This is a genomic window from Microbacterium sp. (assembly GCF_011620715.1).
Classification (GTDB): Bacteria; Actinomycetota; Actinomycetes; order Actinomycetales; family Microbacteriaceae; genus Microbacterium.
The window spans coordinates 16,169-40,555 of sequence record NZ_WOYP01000071.1 but is presented as its reverse complement, the minus strand read 5'-3'; the positions used below and the strand labels follow the sequence as shown (position 1 = coordinate 40,555).

Below are 24,387 nucleotides of genomic sequence, written 5' to 3'. Positions count from 1 at the left end.
CCCGACGACGCCGATCCCGACGACGCCGATCCCGACGACGCCGATCCCGACGACGCCGATCCCGACGACGACCGGGAAGGCGGTCGTCAACGCGGTGAACGCGAACCAATTCGCATCCAGCGCCAGGACGATGCCCGCGGAGATCACCGCGATCGCGGCCAGTTTCGATCCGAACTTCAACCCTACCGCGAGGGTGGGCCGAACAGCCGGCGAGTCTAGGAGAGGGCGGCGCGCACCCGCCGCACATCGTCGGTGATCTGCGCCACGAGCGCATCGATGCCCTCGAACGCCGCCATCCCGCGGATGCGACGGACGAACTGCACCTCGACCCGGTGGCCGTAGAGGTCGAGATCGGTCTCGTCGAGGACGTAGGCCTCGACCTGACGGACCGGCACATCGCCGAACTGCGGGTTCACGCCGATCGAGATGGCCGCCGGATAGCGCACGCCCGACCGCAATCCGTCTGCCGAGCCCTCATCGATCAGCCAGCCGGCGTAGACGCCGTCGGCCGGCACGAAGCCTTCGTGATCGGAAGCGAGGTTCGCCGTCGGGAAGCCCAGCTCGCGCCCGCGCTTGAGCCCGTGCTCGACCTCGCCCCACATCGACGCGGGCCGGCCGAGCAGCTTGGCGGCCGTCTCCACATCGCCCTCGGCGAGCAGTTCGCGAATCCAGGTCGACGAGACGCGGCGGCCCGCGCCGATCGCCCGGACGTCGTCGACGACGTCCACGTCGAAGCCCCACTCGCGACCCAGTTCGCGCAGCACTTCGGGGTTTCCCGCCGCCCCGCGCCCGAACCGGAAGTCGGCGCCCACCATGACGGTGCGCACGCCCAGGGCACCCACCAGCACGCGCTGGACGAACTCGGGCGCGGTCAGGTTCGCGAGCTCCGCATCGAAGCGCAGCACGAGGGCGGCATCGATGCCGGTCTCTGCCAGCAGCTGCACCTTCTGGTGCAGGCCGATGAGGTCTTCGGGGCACAGTTCGGGGCGCAGGATTGCGAGCGGGTTGCGGTCGAAGGTCACTGCGACCACGCGCGCGTCCCCGGTTGCGGCATCCACCCGCGCCCGGTCGAGCAGGGCGCGATGCCCCGAGTGCACACCGTCGAACTTGCCGATCGCGACGACCGACGGTCCGAACCCCGCCGGCACCTCGGATGGATCGTGGAAGACGATCATGTCGCCACCGCTGCGGTCGCAGCATCCATCGTCGTCGTCGCCGGCCGCGGACGATGGGTGGCCAGCCACCAGATGCCGAAGAACGGAAGCACGAGCGGCACGAACAGGTACCCCATGCCGAACCACGACCACACGGTCGGGTGGGCGAACAGGTCGGGAAGCACCAGGCTCAGCGTTCCGATGACCAGGACCCCGGCGAGCTCGAAGCAGATCGCCACCCAGGCGGTGAGGTACCAGCCTCGCGAGCCGGCGAACACCAGCGCGAGAGTGGCGACGATGTACACGACGGCCGATGCCGCCGACAGCGTGTAGGCGAGCGGTGCCTCATCGAAACGCTGCGCGATCTGGACGAACGACCGGCCGGTGGCGGCGAGCGCCATGATCGCATACACGATCACGAGCACGCGTCCGATGCCGGACATGCGGGGGCGGGTTGACGGCGACATGACTGGTCAAGCTTACGCGGTGCCTCAGGCCGCCTGGATAGTCCAGATCGCCTGCATCCGCCACACCATGACGGCGACGGCAAGGGCGCCGATGCCCATGATGACCGTGCTCCACCGGCTGCGCTCGAGCAGAGCCCAGGCGACCGCCGCCGGCGGGATCAAGGCTGCCGAGACGAGATAGACCCAGAACTCCAGAAGGCTGCCGGTCGGCGGATTGCCCGCCAGCGGAGCGATGATCGCAATCACGATCTGCACGATCAGCAGCAGCTCCACAAGCGCCAGCCCGCCGACGCTCAGATCGCTCGGGCGGCGCCCGGCGAGCCCCAGCACGATGCACAGCAGTCCGGCCGCGACGGCGACGACGACCTGGGCGATCGTGAACCACAGCATCATACGGAGGCCTCCTCGGGTAGGTTCATGACGCTCTTCACGTCGTCGCCGCGACGGTCCACGATACCGACGAGTCCGCCCGCGGGATCGATCGCCGCGGAGGGGATCCGGGCGAGGCGGGATGCCGCCCCCCGAAGACGCTTGCCGTGGCGCAGGTCGCGCGCCTCGTCGGCCGATACCGGGAAAGATCCCAGGACCGCGGTGGCGACCTCAGCCGGGGCGCGCAGCGCAGTGGCGTCGAGATCGTCGACCGATGCCGCACCCACCACGCCGAAAGGGCCGATGCGCGTGCGGCGCAGCGCGGTCAGGTGTCCACCCACCCCCAGCGCCTCGCCGAGGTCGCGGGCGAGCGCGCGGATGTAGGTGCCGCTCGAGCTGTCCACGACGACGTCGAGGTCGAGGAAGCCTCCGTCGCGGCGATCGCGCAGCACGTCGAACCTCGAGACGGTGACCGTGCGCGCGGCGAGTTCGACCTCCTCCCCCGCGCGGACGCGGTCGTACGCGCGACGCCCGCCCACCTTGATCGCCGAGACGCGGCTGGGCACCTGCGAGATCTCACCGGTCAGGTCGGCGATCGCGGCGGTGATCGCCGCCGGGTCGACGGCTGCGGCATCCGTCACGGCGCCGATCACGCCGTCGGCGTCGTCGGTGTCGGTGGTGGCTCCGAGGCGGATCGTGGCCTCATAGGTCTTGTCGAGCCCGACGATGTATGTCAGCAGACGGGTCGAGGCTTCGACGCCGAGGATCAGCAGGCCGGTCGCCATCGGATCCAGCGTGCCGGCATGCCCGATCCTGCGGGTGCCGAGCGCCTTGCGCGCCCGCGCCACCACATCGTGGCTGGTCATGCCGCCGGGCTTGTCGACCAGCAGCACACCCGATGCGACCATCAGCAGGAGTCCGCGAAGACCCGCCGCGGATGCGCGGGATCGGTATTGTCGACGATCGCTGAGGCCTCGGTGCGGGGCTGAGCCTCCGTGAGGTACAGCTCCAGGCCGTCGCGGCTGCGGGCATTCGCTGACGCGGACGGACTCCGGTCGGACCCGTCCCGCAACGCCATGCGGCCGAACGCGGCCTCGAGCGGCACATCGAGCCAGACCGACCAGTTCCACAGCCCACGCAGTTCGGGGCGGTGCAGGAAGATCCCGTCCACGATGAGGACGGCATCCCGCGGCGCGGTCGTCCACGCGGCCTCGACCGCGGTGTCGCGTTCGAGGTCGAACGCGGCGAGCTGGAACCCGGTGCTCGCACCCGTCTGGCCCCCTTCGCGGAAGGGATCGATGAGCGCACGGCGGAAGGTCGAGTAGTCGAACGAATCGCGGTAGTAGCCCTCGGCCGAGCTCCGGCCCCGCGCGTTGCGATCGGCACGCGGGCGGTGGAAGTCGTCCATGGAGGCGCGGAACACGGCTGAGCCGTCCTCGGCGAAGACCTCGGCCAGGGCGTCGGAGAAGACCGTCTTGCCTGCGCCCTCGATGCCGTCGACCGCGATGATGACGCGTCCGCTGCGATTGTGCCGGCGCGCCTCGTCGCGCAGTTCCCGCAGGAGCGTCGTGGCGGGGGTGATGGGCAGGCGCATGGCTTCCAGCCTACGGGCGGAGCCGAACCTCTTCGCCGCGCGCATAGGCTGATCGGCATGCCCGAGATCGCCGCGCCGCTGACCGCATGGTACCGGCGCAACGCGCGGGATCTGCCCTGGCGCGAACCCGGATTCGGGGCGTGGGGAGTGCTCGTGAGCGAGTTCATGCTGCAGCAGACCCCCGTGAACCGCGTCATCCCGCACCTCGAAGCCTGGCTCGCGCGCTGGCCGACTCCGACCGACCTCGCCGCGGCTGCTCCGGCCGAGGCGGTGCGCCAATGGGCGAACCTGGGCTACCCGCGGCGGGCACTGTGGCTGCACCGGGCGGCGGTCCGGATCCGCGACCAGCACGGCGGGGTCGTGCCGCGCGACGTCGACACCCTGCTGTCGCTGACCGGGGTCGGCGACTACACGGCGCGAGCCGTCGCGGTATTCGCCTACGGCGATCGGCATCCGGTGGTCGACACCAATAGCCGGCGCGTGATCGCGCGGGCCGTCGGAGGGCAGTCGCAGCCCGGTCCCCCCTCGCGCACCGACCTCGCCACGATGGACGCGCTGCTGCCGCGCGAGCACGCCCCCGCGGCGACGGTGAATGCGGCGACCATGGAACTCGGCGCCACCGTGTGCACTGCTCGCGCTCCCCGCTGCGACGCATGCCCTATCGCGCATATGTGTGCGTGGCGGGCAGCCGGGTACCGCGACACGGGTGATGGCCGTCGCAAGCAGGCCCGCTACCTGGGCAGTGATCGCCAGGCCCGCGGAGCGGTGCTGAAAGCGCTGCGGGATGCCGCATCCCCGGGCATCGGTTCGGATGAGCTCCTCGCGCATTGGCCCGACGCCCTGCAGCGCGATCGCGCGATCACGTCGCTCGCCGACGATGGGCTCATCGAGCTGGTCGAGGGACGAGCGCGACTGCCGCACTGAGTGCGGACTCAGTCCTCGGCGCGTGCCAGACCCTCGGCGTCGGGCTCGTCGGCGCCTTCCGCTTCGGCGAACTCACGCGGCTTGACATACGGATCCGCGTCGCCTGCGTATTGGGCGGATGCCGCAAGACCGGCGACCGCCGCGTCGCGCTCCCGCGCTTCGCGCAGCAGCGCGGCGATGTGGTCCGCGTTCTCGGGTATCGCATCGAGGAAGAACTCCAGCGACGGGGTCAGCCGCGTGTTCAGGTGCTTGCCCACCTCGGTGCGCAGCAGCCCGGTGGCCGACTTCAGTGCGGCAGCCGTATCGGCACGCAATGCCTCATCACCCATGACGGTGTAGAAAACGGACGCGTGCTGAAGATCTCCGGTCACCTTCACATCGGTGATCGTGACGAAGCCCAGACGCGGGTCGCGCAGACCCTTCTCGAGACGCTCCGCGAGCACGACGCGGATGCGGTCCGCGACTCTCGCCTGCCGTTCTCCGGCCATATCTCCTACCTTTCGCCCGAATAGACACAAAGTGATGCGGGCTGAGCCGGCGAAGGCCCAGGGAGAACCCTGAGCCTTCGCCGATCGGGTCTCAGCCGCGCGGCTTCTCGACGAGCTCGATGGTTTCGATCTCATCGCCGATCTGGATGTCGTTGAACTTTCCGAGGCCGATACCGGCTTCGAAGTCCGTGCGCACCTCGGTGACGTCGTCCTTGAAGCGGCGCAGCGACTCGATGGCCAGGCCATCGGCCAGCACGACGCCGTCTCGGATGACGCGCGCCTTGGCGTTGCGCGTGATCGTGCCGGAGCGGACGATGACACCGGCGATGTTGCCGAACTTCGAAGAGCGGAACACCTCGCGGATCTCGGCAACACCCGACTGGATCTCTTCGAACTCCGGCTTCAGCATGCCCTTGAGGGACTGCTCGACGTCGTCGATCGCGTTGTAGATGACCGAGTAGAAGCGGATGTCGACGCCTTCACGCGACGCGCGTTCGCGTGCCTTCGCGTCGGGCCGGACGTTGAAGCCGATGATGATCGCGTTGTCGATCGTCGCCAGGTTCACATCCGACTCGGTGATGGCACCGACGCCGCGATGGATGATCCGCAGCTGCACCGAATCGTCGACCTCGATCTTCAGGAGCGACTCTTCGAGTGCCTCGACGGCACCCGACACGTCGCCCTTGATGATGAGGTTGAGCGACTCGACCTTGCCCTCTTCGAGCGCGCGGGTGAAGTCCTCGAGCGAGATGCGCTTGCGGGCCTTGGCCAGCTGCGCGTTGCGCTCGGCCGCTTCACGCTTCTCGGCGATCTGACGGGCGAGGCGATCCTCATCGGTGACGATGAAGGTGTCGCCGGCGCGAGGAACCGAGTTGAGCCCCTGCACCTGCACCGGACGCGACGGGTGGGCCTCCAGGACCGGATCGCCGTTCTCGTCCGCCATGGCGCGCACGCGACCGTATGCCGTTCCGGCGACGATGGCGTCTCCGACGCGGAGGGTTCCGGACTGGATGAGCACGGTGGCCACCGAGCCGCGGCCCTTATCGAGCTTCGCCTCGATCGCGACACCGCGGGCGGCCTTGTTCGGGTTGGCCGTGAGGTCCAGACCCGCATCGGCGGTCAGCAGCACAGCATCCAGCAGCTTCTGGATGTTCGTTCCTGCGCGAGCCGAGACATCCACGAACTGCACGTCTCCGCCGTACTCCTCGGCGACCAGACCGTATTCGGTCAGCTGCTGACGGACCTTGGCCGGGTTGGCGTCGGGCTTGTCGATCTTGTTGACCGCGACGACGATCGGCACACCGGCGGCCTGGGCGTGGTTGAGCGCCTCCACCGTCTGCGGCATGATGCCGTCGTCGGCCGCGACCACGAGGATCGCGATATCGGTCACCTGCGCACCACGTGCACGCATGGCGGTGAACGCCTCGTGACCGGGGGTGTCGATGAAGGTGATCGCGCGCTCGATGCCCTCGTGCTCGGTCCAGACCTGGTACGCACCGATGTGCTGCGTGATGCCACCGGCCTCGCCCGCAACCACGTTGGTCTGGCGGATGGCGTCGAGCAGTCGGGTCTTACCGTGATCGACGTGACCCATGACGGTCACGACCGGCGGACGGATCTCGAGGTCTTCCTCGTTCTCGTTCTCCAGCTCGGCATCGAGGTCGAGACCGAAGGTCTCCAGAAGCTCCTTGTCCTCGTCCTCGGGAGAGACCATCTGGATCTTGTAGCCGAGCTCGGCGCCGAGGACCTCGAAGGTCGCCTCGTCGAGCGACTCGGTCGCGGTCGCCATCTCACCCAGGTTGAACAGGATGGTCACGAGCGTGCCCGGCTGGACCGTGTAGCCGGTCAGCGTCTCGATCTTGTCGGCGAAGTCCGAGATCGACGCGCCACGGCGCATGCGGATGATCTCGCCGTTCCCGCGCGAGACGTTGACGCCACCGACGACCGGGGCGTCCCTCATCTCGAACTCCTGGCGCTTCGCCCTGCGCGACTTGCGCTGCTTGGACTTGCCGCCACCCTTTCCGAACGCACCTGCCGTGCCGCCGCCGGGACCGCGGCCACGACCGCCGCCACCGCCGGGACGACCCGCGAAGCCACCCGCAGGTGCTGCGCCGGGAGCGCCGCCGGGACGCTGGAAGCCCCCGCCGCCGGCACCGCCGGGACGCTGCTGGAACGGCGCGCCGCCCGGGCGACCGGCTCCGCCGGGACGGCCAGGACCGCCGGGACGCGCGCCGGGAGCACCTGGACGCGGAGCGCCGGGACGCGGAGCCTGCGGACGCGGGATGTTGCCCGGGCTCGGGCTCGGGCGCTGGCCCATGCCCTGTGCGCTGGCGAAGGGGTTGTTGCCCGGCCGGGGTCCGGCCGGGCGCTGGCCCATGCCCTGCGCGCTCGAGAACGGGTTGTTGCCGGGACGTGGGGCACCGGCTGCACCACCCGGACGCGGGGCACCGGGTGCGCCACCCGGACGCGGGGCGCTCGGAGCGGCTACGTCCTCGGCCGGCTGCGCCGGGGCGGCCGGAACCGCCGGAGCGACGGCACCGGGGGCGGATGCCGCCGGCGCCGGTGCCGGGGCTGCCGGAGCAGCCGCTTCAGCGGGCGCCGGGGCGGCCGGAGCCGCCGGGGCGGGAGCGGGCGCGGGTGCGGGCGTCGGAGCTCCCGCACCAGGGCGCGGTGCACCGGGACGTGCGCCACCCGGACGTGCAGTGGTGCTGGATGCTGCGCCGGAGGCCCGTGCGGCAGCCGGAGCGGCCCCGGCCTTGCCCACGCCGTCTGCCTCGAGGGCAGCGCGCAGCTTGCGAGCCACGGGGGGCTCGATCGTTGAAGAGGGGCTCTTGACGAATTCGCCGAGCTCCTTGAGCTTTGCAAGAGCGATCTTGCTGTCGACACCGAGTTCGGAAGCGATCTCGTGTACGCGTGGTTTGGCAGCCACAATTCTCCTGTCTGGGTTGGTCCGCCCAGGCAGGGCAGACCTCAGTCGCGGACGGTTCTCATTTCGAGCCGTTCACTTTGTTTCCATAGCCGTTCAGCCGTTTCTCGAAGGTCTGCGTATTCAGAGGACCTGGCACACGCAATGCCCGCACGAAAGCGCGGCGCCGGACTGCGGCATCCACGCATTCGTATGTCTCATGCACCCACGCGCCCCGTCCCGGCATCGATGCCTTCTCGTCCGGGACGAGGGTGGAATCGACGGCCACGACTCTCAGGAGTGTGGACCGGGGGGCACGCGCGCGGCATCCGACGCACGTTCGTACAGGTTCCATCCTACACCTCCCCACATGTTCGCCTCCTGCGGGAGGGACTCAGCCCTCCAGGACGCTGTCGGGCTGGATGTCGATCTTGGCCCCGGTGAGCTTGGCGGCGAGGCGGGCGTTCTGGCCCTCCTTGCCGATCGCGAGCGAGAGCTGGTAGTCGGGTACCAGAGCGCGCACGGCCTTCGTGGCGGTATCGAGGATGAAGCTCGAGGTCACCTTCGCGGGCGAGAGGGCGTTCGCGACGAACTTGGCCAGCTCCGGGTCGTAGTCGACGATGTCGATCTTCTCGCCGCCCAGCTCCTCGGTCACCGCGCGAACACGGCGGCCGAGCTCGCCGATGCAGGCTCCCTTGGCGTTGATGGTGGGATCGGTCGCGCGGACGGCGATCTTGGTGCGGTGGCCGGCCTCGCGAGCGAGCGACACGATCTCGACCAGACCCGCGTGGATCTCGGGCACTTCGAGGGCGAAGAGCTTGCGGACCAGTCCCGGGTGGGTGCGCGAGACCGTGATCTGCGGGCCCTTCGTGCCCTTGGCGACGGAGGTGACATACACGCGCAGGCGTGAGCCGTGCGTGTACTCCTCGCCGGCGACCTGCTCTTCGGGCGGCAGGATCGCCTCAACCGAACCGAGGTCGACGTGCACCATCCGGGGGTTGGGACCCTGCTGCACGATGCCGGCGACGATGTCGCCCTCCTTGCCGCGGAACTCACCGAGGACGGCGTCGTCGGCGATGTCGCGCAGCCGCTGGCTGATGACCTGTTTCGCTGCGAAGGCGGCGATGCGCCCGAAGTCGTCGGGAGTCGTCTCCTCCTCGCCGATCACGGCGCCTTCGTCGTCGATCAGCGGCAGGAAGATCGCCACGTGGCCGGTCTTGCGGTCCAGGACCGCGCGGGCGCCTTCGGGCAGCTCGCCGGTCGCCGTGGTGTGCTTCGCGTAAGCGGTCAGGATCGCCTGCTCGATGATGCGGACGAGCTCATCGAAGGGGATCTCCTTCTCTCGCTCAATCGTCCGCAAGAGTGACAGATCGATGTCCACAAGTGACCTCCCTATTCAGCTTTCGCCGTCGCGCGTCAGGAGCGCGGCATCCCTCAACGGTACCGGATGCCGCCCCGGGGATCCTGGGGAATACTGCCCGCGGGCACGTAGGCTGACGGCGATGGACACCGCAGCACCCAAGCGCCTCGCCCGGGAGGCGGAGCAGAGCACTCCGTTCCGGGCGCTCGCACGCGCCGGGTACGCCGCGAACGGCCTCGTGCACATCCTGATCGGGGCGATCGCACTCGTCGTCGCCTTCGGTGGCGACGGGTCGATAGACCAGTCCGGCGCGCTCATGACGATCGCCGCGGCGCCGCTGGGCTTCGTCGTGCTGTGGTCCATCGCGATCACCTTGTGCGCGCTCGGGGCGTGGCAGCTCTTCGAGGGGATCCTCAGCGGCGCGGCGACACGGAACGTACAGGAGTTCACGGCGTTGTGGGGCAGGCGGGTCGGTGCGTGGGGTCAGTCGGCCATCTTCCTCGCGCTGGGTCTGATCGCCGCCTCGGTGGCCCTCGGCGCTCGAGTCGATACGGAACGGGCGACCGAGGCCGCCAGCGCCGGGCTGCTGTCGATCCCGGGCGGACCGGTCGTGCTCGCGCTGGTCGGTCTCGGCATCGGAATCGGCGGGATCGTCTTCATCATCATGGGTTCGCGCCGGTCGTTCCGCAGCAAGATCGACCTCCCGGAGCACGGCATCGGGCGGGGCATCGCCGGCCTCGGAGTCGTCGGCTTCATCGCCAAGGGAATCGCCCTCGTGATCGTCGGCGTCCTTCTCGTGGCGGCTTCTCTCACCTCGGATGCCGAAACCGCCGGAGGACTGGACGGCGCCCTTCAGGCGCTCCTGGCCCTGTCCTACGGGCCGTGGCTCGTCGCTGCGGTGGGGATCGGCTTCCTCGCCTACGGGCTCTTCTGCCTCTTCCGGGCGCGGCACGCGCGCCTCGCCGCGGCGTAGGCGGCGGCATCCGGCCGGTCAAACCCCGGGGTGCGCCGACCGCGGCGACTCAGCGGCTGAGGCGCGCCAGCGCTTCCGCGATCGAGACCGCCTCACGGTCACCCGATCGGCGGTCCCACAGCTCGACCTCGCCGTCGGCCGCGCCGCGTCCCACGATCACGATCTGCGGGACCCCGACGATCTCAGCATCGCCGAACTTCACCCCCGGGGACACCTTGGGTCGGTCGTCGTAGAGCACGTCCAGCCCCGCGGTCTCGAGATCCTGGGAGAGCTGCGCGGCGACGTCGAACACGACCGCATCGCGGCCCGCGGCGACGACGTGCACATCGAAGGGCGCGACCGATACGGGCCAGATCAGCCCCTTCGCATCGTTGTTGAGCTCGGCGATGATCGCGAGGATGCGCGTGACGCCGATGCCGTAGGAGCCCATGGTGACCGTGACGAGCTTGCCGTTCTCGTCGAGCACCTTGAGGCCGAGCGCCTCGGCGTACTTGCGGCCGAGCTGGAACACGTGGCCGATCTCCATGCCGCGCGCGAGCGTGACGGGCCCGGAGCCGTCCGGCGCCGGGTCCCCGGCGCGCACGGTCGAGACCTCGACGAACCCGTCGGAGTCGAAATCGCGGCCGGCGACGAGCGAGTGCACGTGCTTCTGGTCGATGTTCGCACCGGTGATCCAGCTCGTGCCCTCGACGACACGGGGGTCGAGCAGATACCGGATGCCGGTCGCAGACTCCTCGCCGAGCACGGCGCCGGTGGGTGACCAGGGCCCGATGTAGCCCTTCGTGAGCATCGGGTTGCGCTCGAAGTCATCCTCGGTCGCAGCCTCGACATCTGCGGGGGCGAACGCGACTTCGACGCGCTTCTCATCGACATCGCGGTCGCCCGGCAGGCCGATGACGACGAGTTCGCGCGTGCCGTCGAGGTGCGACAGCGCCAGCACGACGTTCTTGAGGGTGTGCGCGGCGGTCCATTCGCCGTCGGCGGGCGGGTCGAGGTGCGCGTTCGCGTGATCGACGAGCGTCGCGATCGTGGGCGTGTTCGGCGAGTCGAAGATGACCGGCTCGGGCAGCCCGTCGAATGGGATCGGCTCGGGTGCGACCGTCGTGAACGCCTCCACGTTCGCCGCGTATCCGCCGTCCGAGCGGACGAACGTGTCCTCGCCGACCGCGGTGGGGTGCAGGAACTCCTCCGACCGCGAACCGCCCATCGCCCCGGCATCCGCCTGCACGATCACGTACTCGAGGCCCAGCCGCGCGAAGATGCGCTCGTAGGCGTCACGCTGAGCCATGTAGCTCGCGTCGAGACCGGCATCCGTGTAGTCGAACGAGTACGCGTCCTTCATCGTGAATTCGCGACCGCGCAGCAGGCCCGCGCGGGGACGTGCCTCGTCACGGTACTTGTCCTGGATCTGGTAGATCGACAGGGGCAGGTCCTTGTATGAGGAGTAAAGGTCCTTCACGAGCAGCGTGAAGACCTCTTCGTGCGTGGGGGCGAGCAGGTAGTCGGCGCCCTTACGGTCCTGCAGGCGGAAGATGCCGTCGCCGTATTCCTCCCAGCGTCCGGTCACCTCGTAGGGTTCGCGGGGCAGCAGCGCGGGGAAGTGCACCTCGTACGCACCGGCGTTCGTCATCTCATCGCGGATGATCGCCTCGATCTTCGCCTTCACGCGCAGGCCCAGCGGCAGCCACGCGAAGATCCCGGGAGCCTGACGGCGGATGTACCCGGCGCGGACGAGCCACCGATGCGACGCGACCTCGGCATCAGCCGGGTCTTCGCGCAGGGTGCGGAGGAAGTAGTGCGAGAGACGGGTGACCACGATCGTCAAGTCTAGGGCGGGGTCACCGACCGGCTGGGCGACGGCGTCCGAGATGCAACGTGCTCGAACCGAAGGGTGCCTTGCGCCGCTTCGACGAGCGGGCACTCCCTCGACCTCCGGCGCGAACAGCGCCTGTTCACCCCGAAGCAGCGCATCGCGCTCGCGACGGCGGATGCCGGTGGAGAGGATGCGACCGACCGGCATCGCACGGGCGGGCATGAGTCGCAGTCCTCGACCGATCCGCCGTCGGCAAGAACAGCTCACATCTCAGGCCGTGACGACCTGCGCCGTGCCGACCGGGGCCGCGGGGCCCATCTCGGCGGCGAGCCGGTTCGCCTCTTCGATCAGCGTCGCGACGATCTCGGCCTCCGGTACGGTCTTGATGACCTCGCCCTTGACGAAGATCTGCCCCTTGCCGTTGCCCGAGGCCACACCGAGGTCGGCCTCGCGGGCCTCGCCCGGGCCATTGACGACGCACCCCATCACCGCGACGCGCAGCGGCACGGTCATGTCCTTGAGGCCCTCAGTCACGTTGTCGGCGAGCGTGTACACGTCCACCTGCGCGCGCCCGCACGAGGGGCACGAGACGATCTCGAGCTTGCGCTCGCGCAGGTTCAGCGACTGCAGGATCTGGTGACCGACCTTGACCTCTTCGGCGGGCGGAGCAGACAGCGAGACGCGGATCGTGTCGCCGATCCCCTCACCGAGCAGGATGCCGAAGGCCGTGGCGCTCTTGATGGTGCCCTGGAACGCCGGCCCCGCCTCGGTGACGCCGAGGTGCAGCGGCCAGTCGCCCATCTGCGCGAGCAGTCGGTAGGCCTGCACCATGATCACGGGGTCGTTGTGCTTGACCGAGATCTTGAAGTCGTGGAAGTCGTGCTCCTCGAACAGCGACGCCTCCCAGCGCGCGCTCTCGGCGAGCGCCTCGGGAGTCGCCTTGCCGTACTTCTGCAGCAGCCGCGGGTCGAGCGATCCGGCGTTCACGCCGATGCGCAGCGACACGCCGGCATCCGTCGCCGCCTTGGCGATCTCACCGACTTTGTCGTCGAACTTGCGGATGTTGCCCGGGTTCACGCGCACGGCGGCGCACCCGGCGTCGATCGCCTGGAAGACGTACTTCGGCTGGAAGTGGATGTCCGCGATCACCGGGATCTGGCTCTTCTTGGCGATGATGTGCAGCACGTCGGCGTCGTCCTGCGACGGCACCGCGACACGCACGATCTCACAGCCGGATGCCGTCAGCTCGGCGATCTGCTGGAGCGTCCCGTTGATGTTCGTCGTCGGCGTGGTGCACATCGACTGCACGCTGACCGGGGCATCACCGCCGACGAGCACCTTGCCCACTCTGATCTGCCGGGACTTGCGGCGCGGGGCGAGGGTTTCGGGGACCTTGGGCATCCCGAGATTCACGGCTGGCACGTCCCCCAGCCTACGACCCGCGGCCGTCGGCGGGCCGGAGGCGGCCGAACTCGGGGCGGACGCGGAGGCGGCGGGGCTTCCGGCGGCGGCGCGTCTGATATCGTGACCGCATGCTCGCGAACCGCACCTGGTGGCCCGCCTTCTAGGCGGTGTGTTCGCGTTTCCCGACCACAAACCGCCCCCGGGCGGTTTTTTCGTTTCATGGCGACCGCCCGCCCCACACCGGAGGCCCCGATGACCGACGCCGGTCCCGCCGCTCTGATCGAACTCGCCGCGCGCGGCATCCCGTTCGCGCTCCTCGCGCGTGACGCCGCCACGATCGAGGTGCTCACCGGCGACGTCGTGGACGTCGACCTGCTCGCCGATATCCCCCTGACCGATGCCGACGGCGCGGCGCAGGAGGTGCTGGCCCTGGTGCCGTTCCGCCAGGTGCGCGAACGCGGATTCGTGTGCCACGACGACGGGGCTCCGCTGCGCTGCCTGATCGTCCGCGATCGCACGGTCATCGACCGCGACGCGGCGATCGCCCAGTTGCCCACTGCCCCGATCCCCCTCACCGATGCCGGGTTCGACATCGCCGATGACGACTACGCGGCGATCGTCCGGCGGGTGATCGCCGATGAGATCGGGCTGGGCGAGGGCGCGAACTTCGTGATCCGTCGCGATTTCACCGCGGGCGTCGATGCGGATGCCGCGACCGCGGCGCTGACCTGGTTCCGGGCCCTGCTCGAGCACGAACGCGGCGCGTATTGGACCTTCGCGGTGGTCACACCCGGCCACGTCGCCGTGGGCGCGAGCCCCGAGGCCCATGTGAGCGCGCGCGACGGCGTCGTGACGATGAACCCGATCTCCGGCACGTTCCGTCACCCTCCCGGCGGAGCGACCGTCGAGACGCTGACCGAGTTCCTCGAGTCGACCAAAGAGACCGAAGAGCTCTTCATGGTCGTGGACGAGGAGCTCAAGATGATGAGCGCGGTCTGCTCCGACGGCGGGCGCATCACCGGCCCGCGCCTCAAGGAGATGTCGCGGCTCACCCACACCGAGTACGTGCTGCGCGGACGCAGCCGGCTGGACCCGCGCGACATCCTCCGCGAGACGATGTTCGCCCCCACGGTCACCGGCTCGCCGATGCAGAACGCCTGCACCGTGATCACCCGCCACGAGACGACCCCCCGCGGCTATTACTCCGGCGTCGCCGCGCTGTTCACGCCGCGCACCGACGCGATTCTCGCCGGCGAGTCGACGCACGACCTCGACGCACCGATTCTGATCCGCACCGCGTACCTCGTAGACGGCCGGCTCCGCGTGCCGGTCGGCGCGACACTCGTGCGCCACTCCGACCCGTATGGCGAGGTCAGCGAGACGCACGGCAAAGCGGCAGGCGTGCTCGGCGCGATCGGTGCGGTCCCCCGCGACGGGCGGGCGGAGCTTGCGGGTGCCGCGATCGATGCGGCCACCATCGATGAGGACGCGCCGTCCGACGATCGCCGGCCGCTCGCGGACGACGCCGAGATCGCGACGCTGCTCGCCTCGCGCAATGCGCGTCTCGCGGCCTTCTGGCTGAACCCGCAGGAGCCGCTCACGGCGGGCGGCCCGTTCCAGGGACGCTCGGCGATCGTCGTTGATGCCGAGGACCGGTTCACGACCATGCTCGCCCATCAGCTGCGCCATCTCGGACTCGACGTGCGGATCGTCTCGTGGAGCGACATCACCGATGCGCAGATCGACGATGCCGAGCTCATCGTCTCGGGCCCCGGACCCGGCGACCCTCGAGAGCGCGGATCGGCGCGGATGCAGCGCATGCGCGAGGTCGTCGCGCGGCGCCGCGACTCTGGACGCCCGCTGCTGGCGGTGTGCCTGAGCCATCAGATCCTCGCCCGCACCTTCGGCATCGAGCTTGCGCCGCTGGAGGCACCCCATCAGGGCCTTCAGAAGACGATCGACATCTTCGGGGTTCCGGCATCCATCGGCTTCTACAACACATTCACCGCCCGCGTTCCGGCCGGCACGACATCGGTCGGTGAGGCGGAGGTCGCCGCCGACCCGGTCAGCGGTGACGTGTATGCGCTCCGCGGGCCGGGATTCGCCTCGGTGCAGGGCCACCTCGAATCGATTCTGTCCCGCGACGGCATGACGACGCTCGAGCGCCTCGTCTCGGCGGCGCTCTCGCCCGTCGACGCGTAGCCCGTGTCAGCGCGCCTGTTTCAGAGGAGCGATACCGGGTTGAATATGTCGGCCAGGATCAGGATCGCGCCCATCCCGATCAGCGCGATCACCACGACGAAGGTCACCGGCACGAGCTTGGTCGCGTCCACCGGCTTCGGCGGCGGACGGTGGAACAGCTTCGCCCACATGCGCTTGATCCCGTCCCACAGCGCCACGACGATGTGCCCGCCGTCCAGCGGCAGCAGCGGGATCAGGTTGAAGACGAACAGTGCGATATTGAGTGAGGCCAGAAGGCCCAGAAAGCCTGCCACGCGGTTGAGCACCGGAGCGTCGGCCGCCGCGACTTCGCCCGACAGGATGCCGGCGCCGACGATGCTGAGCGGTCCCGTGGGGTCGCGCTCGTCGCCGGTGACGAGGGTCACCCCGGTCTGGTACACCTTGACCGGCAGCTGCCAGATGATGCCGGCGACGGCGCCGACGTTCTCGAACGCGGCCGCGGGCCCCGCCCAGATGGGCTGATGCAGGTATTCGACCTCCTGACGGATCCCGGCGAAGCCGACCAGCTGGGTCTGCGGATCGCCGTTCGCATCGAGCACGGGCCGGCCGGCGACATCCGTCACGGGCTGGTCGATCGCGGTCGGCGTGAGGGTGATCGTCTGCGATGCGCCGTCGCGCTCGATCACGATGCTCACCGGCTCGCCGGGCGATTCGCGGATCACGGCGGACGCCTCGGCGAACGTGCTGATCGTCTGGCCCTCGACCTCGACGATCACATCGCCCGGCTGCAGCCCGGCGGCGGCCGCGGGGGCCACGGGATCGGATGGCGCGCACTCGGTGCGGCCGGCGTCGGCAGGGATGATGCATTCGCTCACGCTGTTCACGGTGGTGGTCGCGGTCTGCACGCCGATGCCCGAGAGCAGGATCGCGAACAGCACGACGGCGAACAGCAGGTTCATCACCGGGCCGCCGAGCATGATGACCACACGCTTCCAGACCGGGAGCTTGTAGAAGACGCGGTCGTCCTCGTCGCCCGCCAGCGTCTCGTCGTTCGCCGCCCGGGCGTCCTGCACCATCGTCGCGAAGAAGCCGCCGCCGGCGCGTCCGGTGCGGTGGCCGGAGGCCGCCGCCTCGAGCTCCTTGGGCGAGGGCGGGTACATGCCGGCCATCGAGATGTAGCCGCCGAGCGGGATCGCCTTGAATCCGTACTGCGTCGCGCCGATGCGGCGCGACCAGAGCGTCGGGCCGAACCCGATCATGTACTGCCCGACGCGAACGCCGAACTTCTTCGCCGGAACGAGGTGGCCGAGCTCGTGCAGCGCGATCGACACGGCCAGCCCCACCACCATGAGGACGACTCCGACGACGAATGCGATCGCTTCCACACGGACACGCTACCGCCGGCGGCTTTGAGCATGCCGAGTGTGCCCGGATGAGAAGATGGATGCGCCATGGCGACTGACGTTCCCCCTCACCTGCCCCCCGTGCTGCGCCCGGAGCATCCTCCGGTGCACACGCTCGAGGAGCTGGCCACGCACTTCGCCCGCGAGACCCGGGGCGAGTTGACCGGGACGACCCTGACCGGGATCACTCTCGCCACCGCCGATCTTCGCCCGGGCGACGTGTTCGTCGCGGTGCGCGGCGTGAACCGTCACGGTGCGGAGTTCGCCGCCGCAGCCGCCGAGAAGGGCGCCGTGGCTGTGGTGACGGATGCCGAAGGCGCCGACCTCGCCGAGGCGACCGGGCTGCCGGTCGTCATCGTCGATGACCCGCGCGGACTGCTCGGCGACCTGTCGGCCTGGGTCTACGGGACCGGTCGCGATGACCGCCTGCCGATCCTGTTCGGCACTACCGGCACCAACGGCAAGACCAGCGTCTCGCACCTGCTCGAGGGCATCCTCGGCCAGCTGGGGCTGGTCACCGGGCTCTCCTCCACTGCGGAGCGGCACATCGCGGGGCACGTGATCGTGTCGCGTCTGACCACGCCCGAGGCGTATGAGATGCACGCCCTGCTCGCCCTGATGCGCGAGCGCGGCGTCGAGGCCGTCGCCGTGGAGGTGAGCGCGCAGGCGCTCAGCCGGCGCCGCGTGGACGGCCTCTTGTTCGACGTCGCCGGGTTCACCAACCTCACCCACGATCACCTCGACGACTACGCCGACATGCGCGAGTACTTCGAGGCGAAGCTCCCGCTGTTCCTGCCCGATCGCGCCCGCCGGGCCGTCATCTCCCTGGATTCCGCAGCCGCCATCGAGGTCGTCGCGCGATGCGAGGTGCCCTTCGTGACGATCGGCACGCCCGCGATCGCGACCGATCCCGGCGCGGCCGCCGACGCGGACTGGGTCGTGGAGATCCTCGACGAGCGTCAGACCGGCACCGAGTTCCGGCTCTCGTCGACCGACGGACGCTCGCTGACCACGATCGTGCCGGTGATCGGCCGGCACATGGCCGCGAACGCGGGACTTGCGATCGTGATGATCCTCCAGGCCGGCTACGCGTGGGATCGCATCGTCGCTGCCCTCGAGCGGGACGGCGGGATCGACGCGTACCTCCCCGGTCGCACCGAGCGCGTCTCCGGCGACCGCGGGCCCGCCGTCTACGTCGACTTCGGCCACTCCCCTGACGCGTTCGAGAAGACCCTCGCCGCCGTCCGGCGTGTGACACCCGGCAAGGTGCTCATGCTCTTCGGCGCCGACGGCGACCGCGACCCGACCAAGCGCCATGACATGGGTCGCACCGCCGTGGAAGGCAGCGACATCCTCGTCGTGACCGACCACCACCCGCGGTTCGAGAACATCGACACGATCCGCGCGACGCTCATCGAGGGCGCGCGCCGCGCGCGCCCGGATGCCGAGATCCACGAATACTCTCCGCCGGAGGTCGCGATCGTCGAGGCGGTCGGGCTCGTCGGCGACGGCGATGCGCTCCTATGGGCCGGGCCCGGACACCAGGATTACCGCGACATCCGCGGCGTCCGCACGCCGTATTCGGCGCGCGAACTGGCCCGCCGGGCGCTCCGCGACGCGGGATGGCCGGTGCCCGAGCCGCGCTGGCCCGTGCCCTATTCCGATTGACTGCCGGCCCGAACAGCGGCAGGCCGGACTGACCGGCGCTATCGCCCGGCGATCGCGCGGTCGGCGGCATCCCTCGCCCAGCGCTCCGCCTCGGCGAGCGATTCGCGTGTCAGCGCGCCGCCCGATGTCGCCCCGGGATCGTGCGCGTCGACCACCTGCTCGATCAGCTCGACGATGCCGAGGAACGGCAGGCGTCCCTCATGGAAAGCGTCGACGGCCTGCTCGTTCGCGGCGTTGAACACGGCCGGGTAAGTGCCGCCAGCGCGGCCCGCCATCTTCGCGAGGCGCACGGCCGGGAACGCGTCCTCGTCGAGCGGTTCGAACGTCCAGGATGCGGCGACCGTCCAGTCGATCGGACGCCCGACGCCGCCCACCCGGCTCGGCCAGCCGAGTCCGAGCGAGATCGGCAGTCGCATGTCGGGCGGTGATGCCTGTGCCATCGTGGATCCGTCGATGAACTCGACCATCGAGTGCACGACCGACTGCGGATGCACCACGACGTCGATGTCGTGGTATGCGACGTCGAAGAGCAGGTGTGCCTCGATGACCTCGAGGCCCTTGTTCACAAGGGTGGCGGAATTGGTCGTGACGACCCGGCCCATGTCCCATGTCGGGTGGGCGAGCGCCTCGTTCGGGGTCACCGAGGCCAGCGACTCGCGGGAGCGCCCCCGGAACGGGCCTCCAGATGCCGTCAGCACGAGCCGCCGCACTTCCGAGTGCTCCCCGGAGCGCAGCGCCTGGGCGATCGCCGAGTGCTCGGAATCGACGGGGACGATCTGACCGGGACGCGCGATCGCCGTGACGAGATCGCCTCCGACGATGAGGGATTCCTTGTTCGCGAGGGCGAGCGTGCGACCGGTTTCCAGGGCCGCCAGTGTCGGCCCCAGTCCCACCGATCCGGTGATGCCGTTGAGCACGACGTCGGCGTCCACATCGCGCACCAGCTGCTCGGCCTCGTCGGCGCCGAGCGCAGTGAACTCGACCCGGAACTGCTCGGCCTGCGCCCGCATGGCCTCGCGGTTGGAACCGGCGGAGAGGCCGACGACCTCGAAGCGCTCGGAGTTGGCCCGGATCACCTCGAGGGCTTGGGTTCCGATCGAGCCGGTGGATCCGAGGATGACGACGCGGCGCATGCGGCTACTGCGCTGCGGCGGCGTGCTGGGTGCCGAGGATGTCGACCACGAACACCAGGGTTTCGCCGGCGAGTTCGTTGTCGGACGAGCCGGCCTCGCCATAGCCCAGCGCGGGCGGGATCACCACGAGCACCTGTGAGCCGACGGTCTGGCCCTCGAGCGCCTGCCGGAACCCGTCCACCACACCCGTGGTCTGGAACGACGCCGGGGCGCCGTTCTCCCAGCTCGAATCGAACACCGAGCCGTCCGACCACTTGACGCCGGTGTACTGCACCAGAACGGTGTCACCCGAGACGACGATCGCCCCGTCGCCCTTCTTGAGAGTCTCCAGCTGGAGATCGGCCGGGGCGTCACCGTCCGGGATCTCGATGGTCGGCGCGCCGTCGTCGGCCAGGGTCACGGTCGGCAGACCCGCGACGGGCGCCTGCGACTCACCCCACGCCGCGTTGGGAACGGTGGCGACGAAGTCGAACACATACACCTGACCAGGGTTCGGGTCGGCCGGCGGGTAGGCGACGACAACCCTCGTGCCGGGCGTCGCACAGCCGAGGATCTGGCCGACCGGGTTGTCGGGCGAGATCTGAACGGGAAGGACCGGGTTCTGCTCATACCCGATCGACCCGAGCTTCTCACCCGTCTCCGCGTTGAACGCCGTGAGCGCATATGTCACCAGTTGGCCCGATTCGACCGCGTCGCCCGAGCCCTCCTCGATGACCGTGGTCTGCAGAGTGGGGATCTCGAGCGGGAAGGTGAAGGTCGCGGTCGACTCTGCGCCGACCTCACCGTCGACGGTGACCGCGTCGGATGCGTCACCCGACGGCGCCGCGGCGGTGCACAGGTCGACTGCGGGCGCCGCGGACGGGCTCGTGTCGGCCCCCGGCGTGCTCGCCGCACAGCCTGCGAGCAGGACCGCAGAGAGCGCGACGGCGGAAAGGGCGGCGAACGGTCTGATGCGCACGGTGAACCTCAAGACGAATGGAAAGGGAGAGTCTCCATCTTCTCCCATGTTTGCTCTGCCCCCGCTGGGAAATCGACATGCCGACGAAGACATGGATTCGGGAGTACCCTCAAACGGGTGACTTCCGAGGAGACTCCCGAACCCCGCGAAGCCGACTCCCCCGAGGAACCTGCCGTTCGGCAGATGGGTGCGACGTACGGCTTCGGTCGCTTCGTGATCGCCCCTGTGGCGCGCCTGGTCTACCGGCCGCACGTGGAGGGCAAGACGAACGTCCCGAAATCGGGCCCGATCATCTTCGCGAGCAATCACCTGTCGTTCATCGACTCGATCGCCATCCCCATAGCCGCACCGCGGCCCGTGCATTTCCTCGCGAAGTCGAGCTACTTCGACGGCACCGGCCTGTCTGGATGGCTCTCGCGGCAGTTCTTCACCGCGATCGGCGCCGTCCCCGTCCAACGCGGCGCCGGCCAGGCCGCTCTCGACGCGCTCGATCAGCAGCGACAGCTGCTCGTGGCCGGCAACGCCGTAGCCCTGTACCCGGAGGGCACGCGGTCGCTCGACGGTCGCCTGTACAAGGGCCGCACCGGCGTCGCGTTCCTCGCCCTGCAGACCGGAGCGCCGGTGGTTCCGGTCGGACTGATCGGCACCGACAAGGTGATGCCCGTCGGCGCACGGTTCCCGTCGCTGAGAGAACGCGTCACCGTGAAGTTCGGGGAGCCGCTGGACCTGTCCCATCACGGATCCGCCGAGTCGGGCAAAGCCCGGCGCCTGGCCACAGACGACATCATGGCCGCCATTCACGCGCTCTCCGGCCAGGAGCTCGCGAACGTCTACAACGAGGCTCCCGCCCACAACCCGATCGAGCGCATCCGTCAGGTCCTCCCGCACGAGAGGCGCTGACCTCACCGACCGGTCGCGACCTCGATCGTGGGCTCGTGCCGTACCGGAAAGTTCACCGAGTTGGCGATGAAGCACCATTCGTGAGCCTGCGCGTGCGCGGAGGTCGCGGCATCCACCATCGACGCGTCCGCAACCACCACGTGCGGTCGAAGGACCACCTCCCGGAAGGCGCCCCCGCCCCGGCCGTCCTCGACCATCACGCCAGCGGCCTCGTCGCGATACCCCAGGACGACCACACCGGCCTGGACGCACGCATGCAGGTACGACAGCAGATGGCATTCGCTGAGCGCCGCGAGCAGCAGGTCCTCGGGATTCCATCGCGACGGATCGCCGCGGAACGGCTTGTCCGACGATGCCGCAAGGTCCGGCTTGCCGTCGATCTCGATCGTGACGGCCCGGTCGTAGTCGCGATAGCCGCTCGTGCCGGTGCCCCGATCCCCGGTCCAGGTGGCGCGCAGGGCATACCGGTGTTCGCCGAACATCGCCCCAGTCTGACACGCGAGGATGCGGCGGACGGCGGCGGTAGGCTGGCGACGTGCCGCAGACCTTCGCCGCAGCCGACGCCGTCGAACTCGCCGTCGTCGAACGCAGCGGGTTCGTCGAATCGCGGCACACCGGCTCAGCCATCGTCCTCGATCCCGACGGCACGCCGATCGCCACGCTCGGCGACACCGCCACGGCGATCCTGCCGCGCTCGAGCCTCAAGCCGGTGCAGGCATTGGCCTGTCTCACCGCCGGAGCGCCGCTGGAGGGCGAGCGCCTGGCGCTGGCCACGGCCAGCCACTCCGGGACCGATCGGCACGTGTCGGTCGTCCGCGACATCCTGGATGCGGCGGCGCTGAGCGAGGACGCACTCGGCTGCCCGCCCGCATGGCCGGGCGATCAGGCCACGCGCGTCGAGATGGTGCGCGGCGGCGGCGGCCCCGCGCGGATCCGGATGAACTGCTCGGGAAAGCATGCCGCGATGCTGCTGACCTGTGTCACCAACGGATGGCCGACAGGCGGCTACCTCTCTCCCGAGCATCCGCTGCAGGTGCACATCCGCGAGGTCGCCGAGCGAATGGTCGGCGAGCGCTCCGCAACGACGGCGATCGACGGATGCGGTGCACCGGTGTACGCGATGAGCCTGGCAGGCCTGGCCAAGGCGATTCACCGGATCGGCACCTCGTCGGAGCATTCGCCGTTCGCCCTGCATCGCAGCGCCGGCACCCTCGTCCGCGCCGTCCGCGAGAACCCATGGACGATCGACGGCCCGGGCCGGCCTGACACGATCGTGCTCGAACAGCTCGGCGTTTTCGCCAAGGGCGGCGCAGAAGGGGTCATGGTGATGGTCGCCCCGAGCGGCACGACCGTTGCGCTCAAGATGCTGGACGGCAGCGGGCGCGCGGCCACGGTCGTGGCCCTGCGCCTGCTCGAGCGAGAAGGCGCGCTCGCGGCATCCGACGTCGCCGAGGCGATCACGAAGCTTCCGCTGTCGGTCACCGGCGGCGGCCAGGTCGTCGGGGCGATCCGCCCAGCTTTCTAGAAGCGCTCCCACCCGGAGCGGAGAGGACCAGGCGATGAGGATTTCCGTCCCCACCGAAGTGAAGAACAACGAGTACCGCGTGGCACTGACGCCCGCGGGTGTCGACGACCTCGCGCGAGCGGGCCACGACGTGTTCGTGCAGCGCGGCGCGGGCGAGGGCTCATCGATGCCGGATGCCGAGTACGAGGCCGCCGGTGCGACCCTGCTCGACGACCCGGCCGAGGTCTGGGCGCGCGCCGAACTGCTGCTGAAGGTCAAGGAGCCGATCGCGAGCGAATACGGATACTTCCGTGACGATTTCGTGCTGTTCACCTACCTGCACCTCGCCGCCGACCGGCCGCTCACCGAGAGTCTCGTCGCCGACGGCGTCACGGCCATCGCGTACGAGACAGTTCAGCTGGGCTCTGTTGATGGACGCAGTGGCGGGCTGCCCCTGCTGGCCCCGATGAGCGAGGTGGCAGGGCGACTTGCCCCGACCGTCGGTGCGGCCACACTCCTGCGCTCCGCGGGCGGCCTCGGCCTGCTCATGTCCGGCGTGCCGGGCACCCGGCCCGCCCGCGTCACGGTGATCGGCGGCGGAGTCGCCGGGGCGAACGCCGCGGTCATCGCGGTCGGTCTCGGTGCGGACGTCACGGTGTTCGACACCAATGTCCAGCGGCTGCGCTACCTCGACGATCACTTCCAGGGACGCGTCAAGACGGCGGCGTCCAACCCGCTCGACCTCGATCGCGCCGTCGTGGACTCCGACCTCGTGATCGGGTCCGTGCTCGTCCCCGGCGCGAAGGCCCCCAGGCTCGTCACGAACGACATGGTCTCGCGCATGCGCCCCGGCTCCGTGCTGGTGGACATCGCGGTCGACCAGGGCGGTTGCTTCGAGGACACGCATCCGACCACGCACGCCGACCCGACGTTCCCGGTGCACGGCAGCATGTTCTACTGCGTCGCGAACATGCCAGGCGCTGTGCCGAACACGTCCACCTCAGCGCTCACGAACGCGACCCTGCCCTATATCCGGCAGATCGCGCGTCGCGGCTGGAAGGACGCGCTGCGCGCGGATGCGGCCCTCGCGGCCGGCCTCAACACCGCCGGCGGCACGATCGTCAACGCCGGCGTCGCGAACGCGCACGGCGTCGAACTCGCCCCGCTCGAGGCCGCGCTCGCCTGACGC

General features: G+C 69.7%; 23 protein-coding genes. 7 read left to right on the top strand and 16 right to left on the bottom strand.

Annotated elements, in window-relative coordinates; genetic code table 11:
- The 6 genes from QZV84_RS06985 to QZV84_RS06960 form a co-directional block, all read right to left on the bottom strand.
- Positions 1-180, bottom strand: a 180-nt coding sequence (locus tag QZV84_RS06985; RefSeq protein ID WP_292827375.1) for a hypothetical protein, incomplete at its 3' end; no start/stop codon positions are given.
- Between the two features lie 35 nt (positions 181-215).
- Positions 216-1,175 (bottom strand): bifunctional riboflavin kinase/FAD synthetase, encoded by a 960-nt coding sequence (locus tag QZV84_RS06980; protein ID WP_292827372.1) that lies wholly within the window; start codon positions 1,173-1,175, stop codon positions 216-218.
- On the bottom strand, positions 1,172-1,621 hold the full coding sequence (locus QZV84_RS06975; RefSeq protein ID WP_292827369.1) for a hypothetical protein: 450 nt from the start codon (positions 1,619-1,621) through the stop codon (positions 1,172-1,174). Before QZV84_RS06975 ends, QZV84_RS06980 begins: the two co-directional genes overlap by 4 nt.
- A 24-nt stretch (positions 1,622-1,645) precedes the next feature.
- Complete coding sequence (locus tag QZV84_RS06970) at positions 1,646-2,014, bottom strand: hypothetical protein (protein ID WP_292827367.1); 369 nt, start codon at positions 2,012-2,014, stop codon at positions 1,646-1,648.
- On the bottom strand, positions 2,011-2,898 hold the full coding sequence (gene truB, locus QZV84_RS06965; protein ID WP_292827365.1) for a tRNA pseudouridine(55) synthase TruB: 888 nt from the start codon (positions 2,896-2,898) through the stop codon (positions 2,011-2,013). Before truB ends, QZV84_RS06970 begins: the two co-directional genes overlap by 4 nt.
- Positions 2,898-3,584 carry a uridine kinase gene (locus tag QZV84_RS06960; protein WP_292827362.1) on the bottom strand — a complete coding sequence of 229 codons (687 nt, stop codon included), beginning with the start codon at positions 3,582-3,584 and terminating at the stop codon, positions 2,898-2,900. Before QZV84_RS06960 ends, truB begins: the two co-directional genes overlap by 1 nt.
- A gap of 57 nt (positions 3,585-3,641) precedes the next feature.
- Between QZV84_RS06960 and QZV84_RS06955 the strand changes: the two genes are divergently transcribed.
- Complete coding sequence (locus QZV84_RS06955) at positions 3,642-4,508, top strand: A/G-specific adenine glycosylase (protein WP_292827359.1); 867 nt, start codon at positions 3,642-3,644, stop codon at positions 4,506-4,508.
- Between the two features lie 8 nt (positions 4,509-4,516).
- On the opposite strand, the gene rbfA is transcribed toward QZV84_RS06955, so the two are convergent.
- The 4 genes from rbfA to nusA form a co-directional block, all read right to left on the bottom strand.
- Positions 4,517-4,996 (bottom strand): 30S ribosome-binding factor RbfA, encoded by a 480-nt coding sequence (rbfA, locus tag QZV84_RS06950; protein WP_292827356.1) that lies wholly within the window; start codon positions 4,994-4,996, stop codon positions 4,517-4,519.
- 91 nt (positions 4,997-5,087) lie between these two features.
- Positions 5,088-7,925, bottom strand: coding sequence for a translation initiation factor IF-2 (gene infB, locus QZV84_RS06945; protein ID WP_292827353.1), 2,838 nt, complete (start codon positions 7,923-7,925; stop codon positions 5,088-5,090).
- 58 nt (positions 7,926-7,983) lie between these two features.
- Complete coding sequence (locus QZV84_RS06940) at positions 7,984-8,256, bottom strand: YlxR family protein (RefSeq protein WP_292827350.1); 273 nt, start codon at positions 8,254-8,256, stop codon at positions 7,984-7,986.
- 39 nt (positions 8,257-8,295) lie between these two features.
- On the bottom strand, positions 8,296-9,282 hold the full coding sequence (gene nusA, locus QZV84_RS06935) for a transcription termination factor NusA (protein WP_292827347.1): 987 nt from the start codon (positions 9,280-9,282) through the stop codon (positions 8,296-8,298).
- A gap of 121 nt (positions 9,283-9,403) precedes the next feature.
- Between nusA and QZV84_RS06930 the strand changes: the two genes are divergently transcribed.
- A complete protein-coding gene (locus QZV84_RS06930) occupies positions 9,404-10,234 on the top strand; it encodes a DUF1206 domain-containing protein (protein ID WP_292827344.1) in 831 nt (276 codons plus the stop codon).
- Between the two features lie 49 nt (positions 10,235-10,283).
- Here QZV84_RS06930 and QZV84_RS06925 read toward each other — a convergent pair whose 3' ends face one another.
- Positions 10,284-12,050, bottom strand: coding sequence for a proline--tRNA ligase (locus tag QZV84_RS06925; RefSeq protein WP_292827341.1), 1,767 nt, complete (start codon positions 12,048-12,050; stop codon positions 10,284-10,286).
- A gap of 267 nt (positions 12,051-12,317) precedes the next feature.
- Entirely contained in the window at positions 12,318-13,448 is a 1,131-nt protein-coding gene (gene ispG, locus QZV84_RS06920; RefSeq protein ID WP_292827381.1) for a flavodoxin-dependent (E)-4-hydroxy-3-methylbut-2-enyl-diphosphate synthase, read from the bottom strand.
- 255 nt (positions 13,449-13,703) lie between these two features.
- Between ispG and QZV84_RS06915 the strand changes: the two genes are divergently transcribed.
- Positions 13,704-15,653: a chorismate-binding protein gene (locus tag QZV84_RS06915; RefSeq protein ID WP_292827378.1), complete on the top strand. Its 1,950-nt coding sequence runs from the start codon at positions 13,704-13,706 to the stop codon at positions 15,651-15,653.
- A gap of 20 nt (positions 15,654-15,673) precedes the next feature.
- On the opposite strand, the gene QZV84_RS06910 is transcribed toward QZV84_RS06915, so the two are convergent.
- A complete protein-coding gene (locus tag QZV84_RS06910; RefSeq protein ID WP_292827338.1) occupies positions 15,674-17,017 on the bottom strand; it encodes a M50 family metallopeptidase in 1,344 nt (447 codons plus the stop codon).
- 66 nt (positions 17,018-17,083) lie between these two features.
- Here QZV84_RS06910 and QZV84_RS06905 point away from each other — a divergent pair, with 66 nt between their 5' ends.
- The gene (locus tag QZV84_RS06905) at positions 17,084-18,703 is read left to right on the top strand and encodes a UDP-N-acetylmuramoyl-L-alanyl-D-glutamate--2,6-diaminopimelate ligase (protein WP_292827335.1); all 1,620 of its coding nucleotides are present in this window, start codon (positions 17,084-17,086) and stop codon (positions 18,701-18,703) included.
- Between the two features lie 38 nt (positions 18,704-18,741).
- Here the strand turns inward: QZV84_RS06905 and dxr are convergent, their stop codons facing one another.
- Both dxr and QZV84_RS06895 read right to left on the bottom strand, forming a co-directional pair.
- Positions 18,742-19,836, bottom strand: a complete 1,095-nt coding sequence (gene dxr / locus QZV84_RS06900; RefSeq protein WP_292827332.1) for a 1-deoxy-D-xylulose-5-phosphate reductoisomerase — start codon at positions 19,834-19,836, stop codon at positions 18,742-18,744.
- Between the two features lie 4 nt (positions 19,837-19,840).
- Complete coding sequence (locus tag QZV84_RS06895) at positions 19,841-20,794, bottom strand: FKBP-type peptidyl-prolyl cis-trans isomerase (RefSeq protein WP_292827329.1); 954 nt, start codon at positions 20,792-20,794, stop codon at positions 19,841-19,843.
- A 117-nt stretch (positions 20,795-20,911) separates the two neighbouring features.
- Here QZV84_RS06895 and QZV84_RS06890 point away from each other — a divergent pair, with 117 nt between their 5' ends.
- Positions 20,912-21,694: a lysophospholipid acyltransferase family protein gene (locus tag QZV84_RS06890; RefSeq protein WP_292827326.1), complete on the top strand. Its 783-nt coding sequence runs from the start codon at positions 20,912-20,914 to the stop codon at positions 21,692-21,694.
- A 2-nt stretch (positions 21,695-21,696) separates the two neighbouring features.
- Here QZV84_RS06890 and QZV84_RS06885 read toward each other — a convergent pair whose 3' ends face one another.
- Positions 21,697-22,176, bottom strand: a complete 480-nt coding sequence (locus QZV84_RS06885) for an OsmC family protein (protein ID WP_292827323.1) — start codon at positions 22,174-22,176, stop codon at positions 21,697-21,699.
- A gap of 53 nt (positions 22,177-22,229) precedes the next feature.
- On the opposite strand from QZV84_RS06885, the gene QZV84_RS06880 reads away from it, so the two are divergent.
- Entirely contained in the window at positions 22,230-23,219 is a 990-nt protein-coding gene (locus QZV84_RS06880) for an asparaginase (protein ID WP_292827320.1), read from the top strand.
- A gap of 34 nt (positions 23,220-23,253) precedes the next feature.
- Positions 23,254-24,384, top strand: a complete 1,131-nt coding sequence (gene ald, locus QZV84_RS06875) for an alanine dehydrogenase (protein WP_292827317.1) — start codon at positions 23,254-23,256, stop codon at positions 24,382-24,384.
- Positions 24,385-24,387 lie beyond the last annotated feature (3 nt).